Origin of the sequence: Streptomyces sp. SAI-135 (assembly GCF_029893805.1) — a bacterium.
Lineage (GTDB): Bacteria > Actinomycetota > Actinomycetes > Streptomycetales > Streptomycetaceae > Streptomyces.
In genome coordinates, this window is record NZ_JARXYP010000002.1 from 129,106 (window position 1) to 144,635 (window position 15,530).

At 66.8% G+C, this 15,530-nt stretch carries 14 protein-coding genes, 1 tRNA gene and 3 pseudogenes; 14 read left to right on the plus strand and 4 right to left on the minus strand.

Going from position 1 to position 15,530, the window contains the following annotated elements; translation table 11 throughout:
* Window positions 1-539: 539 nt before the first annotated feature.
* Window positions 540-815 carry a hypothetical protein gene (locus M2163_RS05335; RefSeq protein WP_280893248.1) on the minus strand — a complete coding sequence of 92 codons (276 nt, stop codon included), beginning with the start codon at window positions 813-815 and terminating at the stop codon, window positions 540-542.
* A gap of 258 nt (window positions 816-1,073) precedes the next feature.
* A tRNA-Val gene (locus M2163_RS05340) sits at window positions 1,074-1,147 on the minus strand.
* Between the two features lie 180 nt (window positions 1,148-1,327).
* Between M2163_RS05340 and M2163_RS05345 the strand changes: the two are divergent.
* The 8 genes and pseudogenes from M2163_RS05345 to M2163_RS05380 all read left to right on the plus strand — a co-directional run.
* Window positions 1,328-1,447 (plus strand): annotated as a pseudogene (locus tag M2163_RS05345) (calcium-binding protein); the annotation flags it as partial.
* 293 nt (window positions 1,448-1,740) lie between these two features.
* Window positions 1,741-1,842, plus strand: a pseudogene (locus tag M2163_RS05350) (IS5/IS1182 family transposase); the annotation flags it as partial.
* A gap of 108 nt (window positions 1,843-1,950) precedes the next feature.
* Entirely contained in the window at window positions 1,951-2,358 is a 408-nt protein-coding gene (locus tag M2163_RS05355) for a DUF6193 family natural product biosynthesis protein (RefSeq protein WP_280893249.1), read from the plus strand.
* 31 nt (window positions 2,359-2,389) lie between these two features.
* Window positions 2,390-2,608, plus strand: a pseudogene (locus M2163_RS05360) (hypothetical protein); the annotation flags it as partial.
* A gap of 559 nt (window positions 2,609-3,167) precedes the next feature.
* Complete coding sequence (locus tag M2163_RS05365; protein ID WP_280893250.1) at window positions 3,168-4,103, plus strand: transposase; 936 nt, start codon at window positions 3,168-3,170, stop codon at window positions 4,101-4,103.
* A gap of 97 nt (window positions 4,104-4,200) precedes the next feature.
* Window positions 4,201-4,971: a transposase family protein gene (locus tag M2163_RS05370; RefSeq protein ID WP_280893251.1), complete on the plus strand. Its 771-nt coding sequence runs from the start codon at window positions 4,201-4,203 to the stop codon at window positions 4,969-4,971.
* A gap of 297 nt (window positions 4,972-5,268) precedes the next feature.
* Window positions 5,269-6,138 carry an IS5 family transposase gene (locus M2163_RS05375; protein WP_280892845.1) on the plus strand — a complete coding sequence of 290 codons (870 nt, stop codon included), beginning with the start codon at window positions 5,269-5,271 and terminating at the stop codon, window positions 6,136-6,138.
* Between the two features lie 297 nt (window positions 6,139-6,435).
* Window positions 6,436-9,096 carry a hypothetical protein gene (locus tag M2163_RS05380; protein ID WP_280893252.1) on the plus strand — a complete coding sequence of 887 codons (2,661 nt, stop codon included), beginning with the start codon at window positions 6,436-6,438 and terminating at the stop codon, window positions 9,094-9,096.
* A gap of 83 nt (window positions 9,097-9,179) precedes the next feature.
* Here M2163_RS05380 and M2163_RS05385 read toward each other — a convergent pair whose 3' ends face one another.
* The gene (locus M2163_RS05385) at window positions 9,180-9,419 is read right to left on the minus strand and encodes a hypothetical protein (protein ID WP_280893253.1); all 240 of its coding nucleotides are present in this window, start codon (window positions 9,417-9,419) and stop codon (window positions 9,180-9,182) included.
* Window positions 9,420-9,987: 568 nt separating this feature from the next.
* Here M2163_RS05385 and M2163_RS05390 point away from each other — a divergent pair.
* From M2163_RS05390 to M2163_RS05415, 6 genes are all read left to right on the plus strand, one after another.
* Complete coding sequence (locus tag M2163_RS05390) at window positions 9,988-10,512, plus strand: hypothetical protein (RefSeq protein ID WP_280893254.1); 525 nt, start codon at window positions 9,988-9,990, stop codon at window positions 10,510-10,512.
* A 398-nt stretch (window positions 10,513-10,910) separates the two neighbouring features.
* Complete coding sequence (locus tag M2163_RS05395; RefSeq protein ID WP_280893255.1) at window positions 10,911-13,121, plus strand: hypothetical protein; 2,211 nt, start codon at window positions 10,911-10,913, stop codon at window positions 13,119-13,121.
* Entirely contained in the window at window positions 13,118-13,897 is a 780-nt protein-coding gene (locus M2163_RS05400) for a hypothetical protein (protein WP_280893256.1), read from the plus strand. The genes M2163_RS05395 and M2163_RS05400 overlap by 4 nt, the downstream gene beginning before the upstream one ends.
* A complete protein-coding gene (locus tag M2163_RS05405) occupies window positions 13,894-14,103 on the plus strand; it encodes a hypothetical protein (protein WP_280893257.1) in 210 nt (69 codons plus the stop codon). The genes M2163_RS05400 and M2163_RS05405 overlap by 4 nt, the downstream gene beginning before the upstream one ends.
* Window positions 14,104-14,256: 153 nt before the next feature.
* Entirely contained in the window at window positions 14,257-14,640 is a 384-nt protein-coding gene (locus M2163_RS05410) for a hypothetical protein (RefSeq protein WP_280893258.1), read from the plus strand.
* Between the two features lie 86 nt (window positions 14,641-14,726).
* Complete coding sequence (locus M2163_RS05415) at window positions 14,727-15,005, plus strand: hypothetical protein (protein ID WP_280893259.1); 279 nt, start codon at window positions 14,727-14,729, stop codon at window positions 15,003-15,005.
* On the opposite strand, the gene M2163_RS05420 is transcribed toward M2163_RS05415, so the two are convergent.
* Complete coding sequence (locus M2163_RS05420; protein WP_280893260.1) at window positions 14,954-15,466, minus strand: hypothetical protein; 513 nt, start codon at window positions 15,464-15,466, stop codon at window positions 14,954-14,956. The two genes, M2163_RS05415 and M2163_RS05420, sit on opposite strands and share 52 nt — an antisense overlap.
* Window positions 15,467-15,530: the final 64 nt, after the last annotated feature.

Genomic DNA, 15,530 nt, shown 5'->3' on the forward strand with positions numbered 1-15,530 from the left:
CACGCCCGCTGGGGTGGCGCCCGTCGTTCTCCCCGTTTCCCATACACCGGTACACCGAAGATGCGAGTAGCGAGTGACCGTGTCCGCCACCAACTGGGCCAGAAACATCACGTCCCAAGCCGAGCGATTCCACGAACGCTCATCCGTCACGGAGTTGCGGCGGATCGTCACCCAGAGCCCCTCGCTGAGGGCACTCGGCGCAGGCCACTCCTTCAACGCCATAGCGGACACCCAGGGCGACCTGGCGTCCGTCGCGCGCCTAACACGTGGTCGAACTGGACGAGAATGCGGCCACGGTCACCATCAGCGCCTGGCTACGGTTCGCAGAGCTCACCGAGGTGCTCCACCGGTCAGGTTTGCGCTGCACAGCCTCGGATCGCTAGCGCACATCTCGGTCGCCGGCGCGTGCGCCACCGGCACTCACGGCCCGGGCGACGGCAACAGCTGGTGGTGCAGGCCACAAGGGCCACAACGTCAGGCCGTTGAGCAGCCTCCCTCGGGCCGCGCGGGCAGGCAACTGCTCACCAGAGGCGACCACGTCACTCCAACACCAGTCGGCCCTCATCGGGGAGGCTTAGCGACTCGTCCAACGTAAGAAATCTACAGTTCCCAGTCTCGATTGAGACAAGTACAGGATTGATTCCTACTGCCGACTCCCCTCGCCCTTCAAAGAAGGACTTCAGGTTGCACAGAAAAACGACCCCCTCATCAATTTCATAATGAACTCCCTCTTTGACGTGCAGCTCATCTTCGCCTTCGGCCTCTACGGCGGCGACAAATTCTCGTGCCTTTTCTCGCAGCTGTTGCATATCCACACGCATCACTCCGTCCACTCGGCGGCCCCTACGCCTGGTGCCCCGTGCCAGACGGCATCCACCGTCGCTCCCGTGTCATCCAGGAGCAGCTCAGCCCGGAGGGGGAGCACGGCGGCGGGGGACCGGTCGGCTCCTCGTGGCCGTGGCCGCCGAGGACGCGGGGCTCACGCTCCTGCGCTGCGACCGCGACGTCGAGACCATCGCCCGTACGACGGGGCAGCCGGTCCGGCCCCGCCCTTCGCATAAGCGAGAGCAGGATGGGGCTGGCCGGATTCGAACCAGCCGCCTCCCACATGTGGTGAAGGCACGACAACCGCTGCGCTACCAGCCACATCCCGCCCGCGATCATATGAGCACCCCGACCCCAGCGCTCTGAATTTCTCCGCAGGGAATGATCACTCAGCGCGACGACATCACGAAACCTGAGCCAGCACCCGTGACATGACGTCACTGCACGATGTGGGCCTTCGCAGGTCGCTCCCGACGAGGACGCGGCCCAAGAACAGCACCACTACACCACCCTCAGGACCGTCACCACCAGCATCACCGGCGAGTTGAAGACCACCGGCAAGGCAACCGTCGACGGCTTCTACCGTTACTCCTTCCCCGGAACCACGACCACCCCGGCAATCAGGGATGCGGATGCTGGCGACTGCGCGACGTTCCCCCGAACGAGCGGGCGAATACTAAGGAACACGCAGGTCGTCCAGCGCACCAGAGATCATTACCCGCTTGGAGAGGAACACCAGGTCAGTCGCCCCGAACTTTGCATCGTGGCTGGCAATACGTGTTCGCCTCGCCGTGCGGGGGTCTTCCTCGGCTTGTACACGCGGACGGCCGCGCCATCCGCACACGGGCCGGCCAACCGACTCGGCAAGGTCATCCGTCTTGAACCCCTGCTATGACGTAGAACCCCTGCCAGGACACCTGGAAAGTCCTGGGCGCGACTGCTGGCCTCAAGGGCGACGGTGTCCACCACCCGATGTTCGGCATCACTCCCCTGCACAACCTGATCCTCGCCGGGTGACTGCGGCCCACCGTCGGAGGGGAAGCAAGTGACTCGTCGTACCTCGCGGCAACCGGGGAAGAGGTGATCTTTTGAGGACGGGGGCAGCAGCGCCTGCACAATCACGGCATGACCAATACTGTCGAAGCAGCCTGGCACAAGATCCTGACCGCTGCGGGCGAACCTCTCCGACCTGAAGAATCGCCGCTTGCCGCTCCGTTTGCCGAGTTGGTGCTGGTGGCGCATGCCGAGCCGTTGCTTCGTCAGCTCTACCCCTGGACCGGTATGTGGGAGCTGCACTTCAGCAGGTGCACGGAGATCCGCCACACCTGGGACATCCCCTACATCGGCACCCTGGGAGACGGCCGGTACTACGTCGAGGGGCCGAGCCGCACCAGCCCGCGGATCGCCGAGACAGACAGCGCGCAAGCTGCAGTAGCGATGGTCATTGATCGTCTACCACCACGCTGCGGCCCAGCCTTCATCGGCAATGCAGAGGCACTGGCCGCCTACGAGAGGGCGCGGGACGGCAAATAGAACCCTTGAACACGGGCCCTAGCACACAGGCCTCCTGCGGGCCTGCTATTTCGCTGCCATGGCCAGCGTCCGTTGCTGTCCCGTGTCCCGGCGCTACGACCAGCGCAAACGAACTGAGGGCAAGAGCCACGTCCAGGCCGTGCTGGCCCTGGCTCTCCGACGCCTCAACGTTCTTCGCGACGAAACTTCCTGCGAACCGCGTCCCCCGATCCCCCGCCACACCTACGACCGCCAATGGGAAGTCGTATAAACACTGGCGTTCGACGGGGTCGCGGCAACGGTGACCTGGGCGGTCCAGGACTCGGCTTCCCGAGGCGGATCCCAGGTCACGTCGACGCGTACTCCGTGGAAGTCGTGTGCGAGTCCTACCACCATGGCCTCCGAGGCGGCCCGTGCCTCGGCTGGGCTGGCGTTGACCGGAACGTCGGCGAGGCGCCCGCAGTGCGTCCCGCCGTCCACGGTAAGGACACTGTGGCGCCAGCCTTCCGGTGTCGCAAGCAGGACAGTGCCCTTCGGCATGCTGAAGGGAGGTTGCCGCTTCTTCCGTCTCACCATGAAGCCATCCAACCTCGTCGGCCTCCTGACGGTTCAGGCGGGCGAAGCTTCACGTGCCGGTCCGTGGCGGGGGCTTGGGGCCGACTCTGTGGTGGGCGGGACGGCTGAACGCCGCGCCAGTGGCTCTCTTGGCGTTCCCGGCCGATTATCGGGTGGGCTGCCCGCGCTCGGCAGGGTGTGTGGGCAGGCCTCTAACGAGCTCGTGCATGGTTGGCGCTGGCACGTCGAGATCTTGATCGTCGATCATGGTCAGCGTGGTGAAGAACCGGACGCGTGCAGCGGTCCTTCGGAGTCAGCAGATCACCGGACTGAGTGCAGAGGTGATCGCCGAACTCGTAGCGGAGGTCGGCCCGTTGTGGCATGAGAGGCACCAGGCGACCCTCGCCTCGCGTCCCCGCCAACGGGCCGTCGGCGCCGGTGCCAAGCACAAGCTCGTTTTCGTCGACCGGCTCCTGGCCACGTTGGTTCACCTCCGTCATGGCGCCACCCACGACGTACTGGCCTGCTGGTTCGACGTAGATCGCTCCACCATCACACGTGCGATCGGTGAAATACGGCCACTGCTGGCCCAGCGGGGCTGCACCATCGCTCCCGGCCTGCGGCTTCGCACGCTCACCGAGGTGGTCGCCCACCTCGGCGAGAACGAGCAGACCGGGATCATCGACGGCACCGAGATTCGCGTCCGCCGCCCGGCTGCCGGGCGCAAGGACCGGGACAAGTACATCTCAGGGAAGAACAAGCAGAACGCCGTCAAGTCCATGGTCTTCACCGACGCTGCCGGCCGCCTTCTGTACTGCAGCCCTGCTGAGCCCGCGAGCTGCGCGGACATCACGCATGCCCGCAAGTTAGGGCTGGTCAGGCTCCTGGCCGACGGCCCCGCGGTGGAGATCCTCGCGGACGCCGGCTACCAGGGCCTGGGTGCCCAGACCGGCGGACGTGTGGTGACCCCGCCACACCGCAAGTTCAAGAAGAACGCCCCGGACTGGTACGAGGAGATCCATGAACAGCGGCGCAAAGCCCACTCCTCACGCCGGATCCGCGTCGAGCACGGCATCGCCCATCTGAAGAACTGGCGAGCCCTCGCCCGCCACCACGGTCGTCGTGAGCAGATGAGTGACGTCATCCAAGCGGTCGCTGCACTGCTGTCTCACCAACAGGCGGCCACCTTCGCAATCGATGAACGAGTGTAAACGCAGGGCCAGTTCACGCCCCTCGACGTGCCAGCGCCACCATGCACGAGCTCGTAAAGCGTGTTGCAGAAGGCCGTGATCAGGGCATTTCCCATGTATGCGTGGGGTGTTGAGGGCTGATCCGTTGTGGGTGGAGACGTTCACGGGCTTGCGGATGCGGCAGTTCGAAGGCCTGTTACGGGTGGTGCGGGAGCGGGGCGGCAACGGTCCTGGTGGCGGTCGGCCGTGGTGCCTGCCGTTGGCAGACCGGGTGCTGCTGGTGGCGGTCTACTACCGGACCAACCTGACCATGCGGCAGCTCGCGCCGCTGTTCGCCGTCTCGCCGGCGACGGTGTGCCGGGTCATCCAGCGGCTACGTCCCCTTCTCGCCCTCGAGCCGGTTTCCCGGCCCGCCGACGCCGCGGACCGGTTGTGGATCGTGGACGGTACCTTGATTCCGGTACGGGACCGGCAGGTCGGTGCCTCGAGCCGCAACTACCGGTTCTCGGCAAATGTGCAGGTCATCATCGATGCCGACACCAGGCTGGTCGTGGCCACGGCTCGGCCGGCACCGGGCAACAGGGCCGACGCTCAGGTCTGGCGGAACTCCGGTCTTGACCAGCACTGCAACGGCGTCACGGTGCTGGGCGATGGCGCCTACATAAACACCGGCCTGGTCGTCCCGCACCGAAAACGGCCCGGCCGGCCACTCCTCGCGGGTGAGGAGGAAGACAACGCGGAACATCGCCGGGTTCGTGCCCGCGTCGAGCATGCTTTCGCCCGGATGAAGAACTACAAGATCCTGCGTGACTGCCGCCAGCGCGGCGACGGCCTTCACCACGCTGTCCAGGCCGTCGCCCACATGCAGAACCTCGCCTTGGCCGCGTGATCAGAACAGCAGAAACCCGGGCCTGACCTGCCCGATCACGGCCTTCTGCAACACGCTTTAAGAGGTCGTTTTCATCTGCCTCGAACAGGTATGGGGCGATTCTCGGGGTGCGGGGTGGCGGTGCGGAAGGGGCTGTGGGTGTGGTCGGGTCCTGTGGGCCCTGCGGGGTGACGGGCGGGGCGGGATGCGACTCGTTCCTGTCTCATCCCAGGATGCCCCCGTCTTCGTGGCCGTGTGCTTCGGGCGCCGTTGCTTCGCGCCTGGCAACCCCCCGATCCGCGGCGATACGCCGGAAGCATGCCGTCGCGACGTCCGTATCCGAGTGATCTGTCCGATGCCCGCTGGGAGTTGATCGAGCCGGTGCTCTCGGCCTGGCGCTTCGAGCGCCGCGGCCGGGCTCTGGACTTCGGCCGGCCACCCGAGCACGACCTGCGCGACATCATGGACGCGATCTTGTATGTGGACCGCACCGGGATCCAGTGGCGCTATCTCCCGCACGACTTCCCGCACTGGAACACGGTCTATGGCTACTTCGCCAAGTGGCAGCAGGAAGGTGTGTTCGCCCATCTCAACGGCCTGCTCAGGCAACTGTTACGGGAGAAGGAAGGACGGAACAGCGAGCCGTCGGCCTGCGTGATCGACGCCCAGAGCGTCAAGACCTCCACCAGCGTTCATGTCTCCAGCCAGGGCATCGACGCCGGGAAAAAGATCGTGGGCAGGAAGCGGAACATCGTCACCGACACCCTCGGTCTCCTGCTGGCCGTGCTGGTCACCGCGGCGAGCGTGCAGGACTCCGTCGCCGGGACCTGGCTCCTGGACCAGGTCGCCGCCGACCACCCCGGCATCCGCAAAGTGTGGGTGGACGGCGGCTACCGCCAGCACCTCGTGGAGCACGCCGCCGCCCTCGGCATCGACATGGAAATCACCGCGCGCGCACCTGGGACCAGGGGCTTCACCCCGATCCCGAAGCGCTGGAGCGTCGAGCGGACCTACGGCTGGCTCATGCTCCACCGCCGTCTCGCCCGCGACTACGAGACCCTGACCGTCCGTTCCGAAGCCATGATCCACCTCGCCATGACCGATCTCATGGCCCGCCGCCTCACCAGCGAGAACACCATCTCCTGGCGCGATCCGACACGGCACACCAAACGGCAGATTCCGGGATGAAACAACGGGAGAAAACGACCTCTAAGACTTGCTACCCGCTGCCTGCGGCGGAACGGCTCCCGCTGTGCTGTTTGAGGGCGTTAGCATCCGCAGGTCGCGACACTCGGGGGCAAAGGGGAGCGGATGTCGCCGTTACCGACCTGGCTGGATACCTGGAGGGCGAAGGCGGAGGACTTCTGGGAGCCGGACAAGGACAAGATCTACGACCGGTCCGTTCGAGCCTCGCTCGCCGAACCGGAGACCGAGCGGCTGCTGGACAAACGGGATGGGGCGGACGGGGACGCTGTCATCACGCAGATGCGCACCCCGGCCTACCGTCACTTCGTTCTCACCCGGTGCCCTTCCACGTCCTTGGACAAGGCGTGCGACGAGCTGGTGGAAATCCATGACCGCCACGAGGACGCGGCCAGCACAACGCAGTGGAACTGGCAGGCGGCCTGCGCACTGATCGCACTGGCCGTCCTCACCGTCTTGGTGTTCGGCGGGCTGCTGGTCCTGGCTGCGGCAGGACTGGCAGCTGCCGCCGCGCTGTTCGCTCTGTTCTGGCGCGGCTCAGCGGTGTGGTTCAACCTGAGATGGTCCCTGGTGGCAGCAGGACGGGGGGCCCTTCTGCTGGCACAGCGGGTCACGGTGGGAGTCCGGGCCGCGCAGTGGGGACAGGAACTGCGGGAACGGGGCACGGGCCCGGTGGTTGCCCAGCTGGTGCGGCATCTGCTGGGCGACGATCCTGACTCCCTGTTCATCCCGGACGACTATGAGATCGGCCTGCGCGCTTTGCGGGTGCCCGGCTTCGTGGTCGAGAACGGGGCAGCGCGGCAGCTGCAGCGCAAACTCACACAGATGATCGACGGCACCATAGCCGTCTGCGGCCCCCGGGGTGCGGGCAAGACAACGCTGCTGGAGCAGTGTGTGGAGCGTGCCGGGTTCGGTGTCCTGGCTCAGGCACCGGCCACCTACACCCCGCACGACTTCCTGCTGTCGCTGTCGGTACGGCTGTGCAAGGCCTACATGGACCAACGCGGCTACGCTGCACCCGAGTTCACGCGGCTGTCCCCCACACGTCGGCTACTGCGGCGGATGTGGTTGCAGGTCAAACGGCTGGGGCGGTGGAGTTCGTTCGCCGTGCCCGCCGCCGCCCTGCTGGTGCTGGGCCTGTCGGCCTCCGCCCGTACCCTGTACGCCCAGTACGCCGCATCCACGGCCGACCTCGTACGCACCTACACCGGCAGGGCCCGCGACTACGGTGTGGAGATGTGGCAGGGGCATGCCGTTGTCGCGAGCGTGAGTGTCATCATCGCCGGGATCGCCTGGTGGCAGTCACGGCACACGGCCTGGCTGCCCCGCCTGCTGGGACGCCTGTGGGTGTGGGGCAGCAGGCCCCTCGGCCTGCTCCTGGTCGTGGGATCGGTTGCCAGCGTGGTCTTCGATGACCAGATCCGCCAGCAGGTACGCCATCTCGAGCACACCCAGGAGGAGGCACTGGCGCGCCTCGCGCTCTACACGCTCGCGCTGACGGTGGTGTGGATGTTCTGCCGGGCCGCTGTGGCCTCGCGCGCCGTGATCCCCCTGGGAATAGGGCGTATCTCCCTGAGGACGGTGTTCCAGCCGGTGGCCGCCGCTGTGGGGACGCTGCTGTTGCTGTATCTGGTGCGCACTCCGCAGTCCCACGCCTTGCTCGCGGATCCCGACAACCCATTGCGCTTGGGGGGTGTACTGGCCGGGATCCTGATCGCCCGCATGGGCGGGTGGAGTCCGCGGCCGCAGGAGCCGGAACTGGTGACCCGCTGCCGCAACCACCTCTACCGGCTGCAGACGATCCAGCAGTCGACGAACGGGCTGACCACGGGTGCCGCGCAGGTGCTGAGCCTGGGCAGCACCCATACCACGTCCGTCTCCACGCTTCCCCCCAACTACCCGGAGCTGGTGGAAGAGTTCCGGGCCCTGCTCAAGGACATCGCCGCCGAGAAGGCAGTACAGAACAAGACCGTCGTGATCGCCATCGACGAGGTGGACCGCCTTGGCTCGGACATCCAGGCGCTGGCCTTCCTGCGCGAGATCAAGGCCATTTTGGGTGTGCCGTTTGTCCACTACCTGATCTCGGTGGCGGACGATGTCGGAGCCGCTTTCGTCCGCCGCGGCCTGCCGCACCGGGACGTCACCGACAGTTCTCTCGACGACATCGTTCATGTCCAGCCCAGCACGCTGGCCGAGTCGCGCGCTATCTTCGCCAAACGCTCCGACACGCTCATGGGCCCCTACGTCATGCTCGCCCACGCGCTGTCCGGCGGCGTGCTGCGTGATCTTCTCCGCTACGGGCTGCAGATCAGCGAGATCCAGGCCGAGACGCAGTCGTACGAGCTGACCGATATCTCCCGCCGCCTCGTCCTGGAAGAGCTGGCGGAAACCTTCGCCGGCTTTCGCACGCTGCTGAGCAAGCAGCAGTGGACCCACGACACGCGGGATGTCCTGGCCTCGTTCCGCATTCTGAGCAGCTATCTGCGCGACCCGTGCCCATGCGCCCAAGCCGAGATAGAGCACGCCCTGCACCAGTTCGCCTTCTACACCGGCAGCGGGCAGCAGCCTAACGCCGGGCCTGATCACGAACTGCCCCATGACGTGCGCCAGCTCATCGACGAGGCCTCCGCCTACGCCTACTTCTCTCTCACCCTTCTTGGCATCTTCAGCGCGGAAGGGTTCGACCGCCGCACCCGCCTGGCCGCGGCCCACGGCCCAGACGGCGACCCCGACCGGCTAGCCGAAGCACGCCAGGAGCTTGGCATATCGCCCCACAGCGCCCGCTCCCTCATCGAGAACATCCGCAAGGCCTGGTCCCTTCCTCTGGCACCGACCCCCAGCCGACGCCTGCGGCCCTACCTCGGCATCTGCCCGCGCCACGGTCCCCGCACGAACCGTCGAGTAGGGCCGACGGCCTTCTTCGGGAACAGTGACGGCGCATGACCGGACGTCCCGCAGGCATGCCGCCAACCGAAGCTAACGCCCGCCCCTGTGCAGATGCCTTAACCGTGTTCACCACGGCGGAACTACCAGCCCATGTCACGGGCGACTTCGCTCTGAGCCGCTGCGATGTCCTCGGCGGTCGCCCCGGTCACATCGGCGTCCGCGGCCCACTCCAGCCGTGAAAGCAGATCGGCCAAGGCCTGCTTCTGGGCAGGATGGGTGACCGGCACCGAGTCGAGATCCGTGGTCATCAGCCAGTCGAACAACACGATGGCGTCCGCACGCCACAGGCGCACCGACACGGTCGGGAGTTCGTCTTCCATGCGCCCATGATGCCGGGCAGACCGAGCTGATTGAACCGCACGACCCCAGGGGGCCAATTCTGCGGGACTGGTGGGTGTTCAGTTCTGCGAGAGCGTTGACAAGGCAGTCACGCATAGCCGGTTCCACCGGCCCGTGGCAGGGGCCGGGAGGGGCTACTTTCGACCAAACCCTCGGCCACGCAAGAAGTTCTTCGGCTGTTCCGTTCCCCGTATGGGGGTTGGCCGGCAAAGTCCGTCTGCCGCGTGGCGGCTGCCTCAGCAGCCGATGGCCACCGGACTGTGACAGCGGCAGCGCAACCCTCGCGCCGCGCAGATCCGGCCTGCAGACGGGCGTTCCGCGCCGGCCGGGCGAGACACGGCAAGCGGCCTGGCCATCGCCATCAAGCTCACAACCGCTCACCAGTACGGATGAATTTGGACTCTTCACCACATGACCGATTCACGACTTCTCTCACTGTGATCGCTCGCGTACGTTGAGTCGCGTTTTCCTCCGGGCATGCCAGCTGCACTTCCCTCAGGGATACGCGGCAGCCGAGGAGGCCCACGGGGAACGGGGAGGGGCGGCACGATGGATCTGCTGACGTTTCCGGCACTGGCCGGACCGGTGCTGGTCGAGGCAGTCAGGTTCTTGTTCGACCGGACGGGCGCTGTGCTCGACCGGCGTGCGGGGCGGACTCCCCTGGAGGAGCCGGAGGAAGTCCTCGGGCATCCCGAGCCGCTGCGTGTCAGGCCCCAGGAGCTCACAGACGACCGTGTCGATCGCCTCTCGCAGGCTCATGGGGCTCTTCAGGTCTACCTGTCACGTCCCGGCTTCCTGCAGGGCGACGATGCGGACCTGCGTGAACTGCTCGGGACGCTGCGCCGGGACCTGGAGGAGATCTACGGGCGCGGGCTCCCCTTCGGGCTGGAGGAACAGCGGCCCAACCCGGATGTGAACGTCGCCCAGCGCGCAACCTTCGTCCAGAACAGGCAAGTCGGCGTACGGGCAGGCCGCATCGCCGGCGGTGCGGGCGTGCGGGTGGAGCAGGACGCCGGAGTCATCGGCGAGTCGGGCGAACAGGTCGGGATTGAGGTCGAGGGAACGATCGGCTGAGGCAGGCGGCAGAACTCATGGGCTTCGACGATCACCGCGACGACACGGGCCGGCAGCACTCTCTTCAGCCGGTCGATACTGATCCGCGCACCAAGCAGCCTCTGCTCGGGCGGATCATCGGCAGGGCCCTTCCCCAGGAGGCGGGCACCACGTCAGGGGAAGCATCCCCGGCGCCCGGAGCGGATGAGGCGAGGGCGTCCACTGGCGTGCCGGAGTCTGCCTCCGCGGCCGCTCCTGCGGATTCCGCGGCGGAAGGTACCGGGGCTGATCCCGAGCCGCATCCGGTTGCCTCGGCTCAGTCCGCGCACACGGGGGCCGCAGCCGCTGTGGCGACGAGTTCTGCGCCCGTCCCCGCAGCTCCCTCACCTTCCGCGGTCGAGGCTGTCGGGCAGGCAGCCGTGCTCCAGCGCGCACTGGTCAACTACGGCGAAATGACCGCCACGAAGTACGTGTTCGAGCAGACCCTGGACGCACACGCGCCCATTGCACGCGAGTACCTGGCGGTCATGCAGGAGGTCTACGCCGAGCCGCCCGGTGACGACGCGTCGCAGGCAAGTCCTTTCGACCGGTCCCTCGCCGCTCTGCGCCCGGCAGGCTCGGTGCTGGTTCTGAACCGCCCGCCGGCAAGCGGGCGCACCATCACCGCATACGCGCTGCTCGGCAGGCTCCTGGACGAAGGCGTGCTCACGGAGGTACGCCCCATCTCCTTCGGCAACTCACAGCACTTCCCCGCCAGACGCCTGCCTCACGACCACGGCTGCGGATATCTGCTGGAACTGCCCCCGGATGAAGACGACTTCGCGGTGGACGGCGGCTTCGGGGCAGGCCTGGGAAAGATCAGCGAACGCTTGGCAAAGCGCGGCAGCAGGCTCGTGATCCTCACCAGGCCGCAGCAGTGGAGACGGATCTGCCAGGGGGCGCCCGAGGGTGTGGCCCCGGAACTGGGGACGGCACCGCCCCGCGACATCGCCAGGCGGTGGCTGCTGGCCCAGGAGCCTGGATTCCCTGCCGACGCGTGGCTGGGGCACACCGATATCCGGCGTCTGCTGGTCAGGCAAAGCCCGACCGATGTACTCAACCTCGTCTACCTCATGCTGGAGCGACACCGCGGAGCGAGGGCCATCCCGGCGGTGGACGAGGCACTACGCCTGGAGCGCGAAGCTGCTGCGCCTGCCCAGACGTTCGAGGAGCAGGTTGCCGATGTGGTGGCGGCCCACAGCAACTGGGAAGACGCGCTCTACGCATGGCACGAGCCGCAGGAGCGATCCCGTACGAGCTTCGAGCGGAACTTCCTGCTGGCCGCTGCCGTACTGCGAGGGGACCCGGTCGGGCACGTGTATGCGAAGGCAGCCGAACTGACCGCAGCGCTCGACAGGACCGAGTTCAACGTCGACGGACAGCAGCAGCCGGGTGTCATCGCCATGACCCGTGCGGTGCGGGCACGCCGCCAGGATGACGGCTCACTGACGTTCGACCGCCCTCACTGGGACGACGCCGCTGTCGAGTACTTCTGGAACGACCGCCCTTTGGCCCGCACTGCATTCCTGCGCTGGCTCGCTCAAGCGCCCGTCGACTCAAACACCAGCAAGGAAGCTCTGGAGACCATCGGCAAAGAAGGCCGCCGCGCTCTGGCTGGACGCATAGGGCAGTTCGCGCTCCAGTGGGCCGTACGCCACCGCCGCCCAGAGCCCCTGGTGGAAATCGTCAACGCCTGGTACCAGCACGGGCCGGAGAAGGAACTGTGGCCTCTGGCCGTCGAACTCCTGGACAGCGCAGCAATCCACGCCGTCACCGCCCCCTACATCCACTCCATGCTCTTGAGCTGGGCCGGCCGCAAAGATCCCTCCCTCCAACGAGCGGTCGTGGAAGTCTGCACCCGAGAGTTCGGCCGCCGGCACACCGGCAAAGCGCTGCGCCGCCTTCGCCACGTGGCCGAGGCGGGGCTTCCCGAAGTGGTCGACGAACTACGCAACGCGGTCTGCTTCCTGTGGAGTGACCCCACCGTACGCAGCACACTCTTCGCCTACGTCGTTGCCTGGTGCCAGTCGGAAAAGACGCGCGACACCGTCGGATACCGCACGTTCGCGGCCCTGGCCACCTCCGCACCTCCCGGGACCGACGGGCCGCCGCTGCTCCTGCAGACACACGGCAGCGAGGAAACCGACGACGAGGACAGCTTTCGTCCGCCCGTGCCCGGACTGGTCACAGGCTGGCGCACCCTGCTGCGCCAGGCGACGGGGGCCGCAGGAACGCGGGACCTCGACACGGCGGTCCACCTGTGGCTCGACACAGCCCAGCAGCATCCACCCCGCCGGACGATCATCTTCGAAACCCTGCGTGAAGCCGTCAATGTCCGCGGCCCCGAAGGCACGACCCTGCGCGAGGCCCTGCGCACCTGTGCCGCCATGTGGGTCCAAGGCCCGGACCGCCCCTACTCCAAAGAAAAGGAAGACCTCAAACGCGACCTGTCGGCGCTGCTCGACAGCGACCTCGTCGCCGTACGACGTCTCCAGTCCGCAACACAACAGCATTCCTCAACGCCCGAACCCGAAACGGACACAGGCACCGCAGGCGACGCGAAGGCAACTGCGGGAGTCGACGCCGCATGAGAAGGAAGCAAGCCGCCCGCTCAGACCACTCGCACGATTCGGCATCGTGGACCACTGTCTTCCACGACCGTCCCAAAAGCGCGGACCCATCTCTGTGCTTCAGCGCGCAGATCCATGTGACCTGGCGCCGGCACCACGCCGCCAACTTCCCGGTGAACCAGCAGGCGGCAGCGCAACTGCTCAGGGCCGTGGTCGACGAGGCCGCGGCCGCTTGCGACGTCCTGCGCCCCGACGCGGCCGAACAGGACATCACCGCAACCGTCCACGCCCGCCTGCCTCTGACCCAAGACGGCATCGTCATCACGGGCGCCCGGATAGGGATCAGCGTGGACAACGCCACCCGCAACGCCGCGCTCACCGCTGAACAACTCCACCAGGACTTCCAACGCAGGGCCCTCCAACTTCGGCACGAATACGAACTCGACGAACTGGCCCGCCGCCAGGCCCGGGCCCGCGCGCTCTTCCTCCGCGACGAGATCCTGGCCAACCCCGCTTCCGCGCGTTTGTACACCCTGCTGGAAAGCTCTACTGCCCACTGGAGCCGCCTCAGCGGACCCGAACCCGGCGCTGACCTCGGCGACCTGGTGCGGGAGATACAGCAATGGCAGCCCGGCCAGCAATGGGTGGCCGTCGCCCAACTGCTCCACGAGTTCCTCACCAGCATGTCGGCAGAAGGACGCAAGGAACTCCTGACCCTCCTCATCGACGCGGTCAAGGCCTTCGGCGCCGACGAAACAGCCCAACGTCTCATCTCCCTCGCGGGCGAGGACCGGTGAAGATCACTGCACTGCGCTGGCTGCTCGACCCTGCCACCAGCCTGCTGGCCCTGCGGCTGCGGGCGCAGGAAGACGGGCCCATGTCCTACGACGCCGCCTGGCGTCTGGCCCGCGTCACACGCCACCCCGACGAAATGGGCTACCGCCTGCACGGACACCGCTCCGACGGACAGCCTCAGAAGAACCCCGCCGAAGAGCGCCCCTGACCGACACACCGCATCGCAGGCCACGGCGGGCAAACCTGGGCTGGACCGGAGGAGACGGACGTCGCCTTGCTCCAACAGGGGTGCTGAGCGTGTCCGGCGCGGTCGGAGAACGGTTGGAGTGGACAACGCACAGGTCAAGCGAGGGGAGCGGCGATGTCGTACGGGTACGGCGGGGGTCCCAACTGGCCGATGATCCGTGCCAAGCAGCGCGCCGAGAGCGAGGCTGCTGCCCTCAGCCGCGAAGGCGCAGCGTCGAGGGCGTCCGCCGCCCGGTGGAAGGCCGGCTTCGAGGCGCTGGCTGAGCACGTGCGCGAAGCCGCGGACCAGGCAGCTATCGAGCACCAGCCGGTCGGCACGTGCCGCTGCCGTCCCTGTTGGGATGCTGTGATCAGCAAGCTGGTCCAAGAAGCAGAAGGGCACAAGGCCACGGGCCATTCCGGCGCCCCCGGCGCCACGTTCTCCGTTGACGACCTCTTCGGCTCTTCTGTCTCTTTCGATGGTCTCTTCGGTCGCTCCGACCCGCCGAAGCGCACCTAGAAACTAGGTGCTCGACCGTCTGTGGCATCGCCTGAGAATCGAATCGTGTGCCGAGTTCGAGCAGCCCAAGCGGCCGCTGGCGGGACATGACCACCACCGAGCGGGTGCTGTTCGCTCTGGTCGCCAACCGGGCGCTGGCACCAGCGTCCTCGCTCGCCGCCGCCGAGTGGATCACCAACCCCGCGTACATCGACCACCTCGCCGAGACCGTCGAACAGCGCTGCCACCGGGCGATGGACTGGCTCCACGAGATGGGCCGGCGACCTGGAGAAGCAGGTCTTCAACGTCGAACCCGGGAGGGGCCGCGCAGCGGTCACTCCTCAGTGAGCTCCATAAGCTGTTCCGCAGCAGTCCTGTTGCCCTGATCCGCAAGGCGTCGCAGTTCTCCCAGGTCTTCATGCTCAGCAGCCAGTTCGATCAGCTGGTCAGTTGCCGTGGTGTTCCCAGTGTCGGAGAGCCGACGCAACTCCCCCAGATCACCGTGCTCAGCAGCCAGTTCGATCAGCTGGTCAGTTGCCGTGGCGTTCCCAGTGTCGGAGAGCCGACGCAACTCCCCCAGATCACCGTGCTCAGCAGCCAGTTCGATCAGCTGGTCAGTTGCCGTGGCGTTCCCAGTGTCGGAGAGCCGACGCAACTCCCCCAGATCACCGTGCTCAGCAGCCAGTTCGATCAGCTGGTCAGTTGCCGTGGCGTTCCCAGTGTCGGAGAGCCGACGCAACTCCCCCAGATCACCGTGCTCAGCAGCCCACTCAACGAGCTCGTCCGCCGCTTCCATATCTCCCTTCTCGGCTCGTTCCCGGAGGGCAGACAGGTCAGAGTCGGTCACGGTGGACCACCTCTCCATGGTTTCGGTTGCAAGCCGGCCAGACAGGCATCCGGCACGGCCCCCG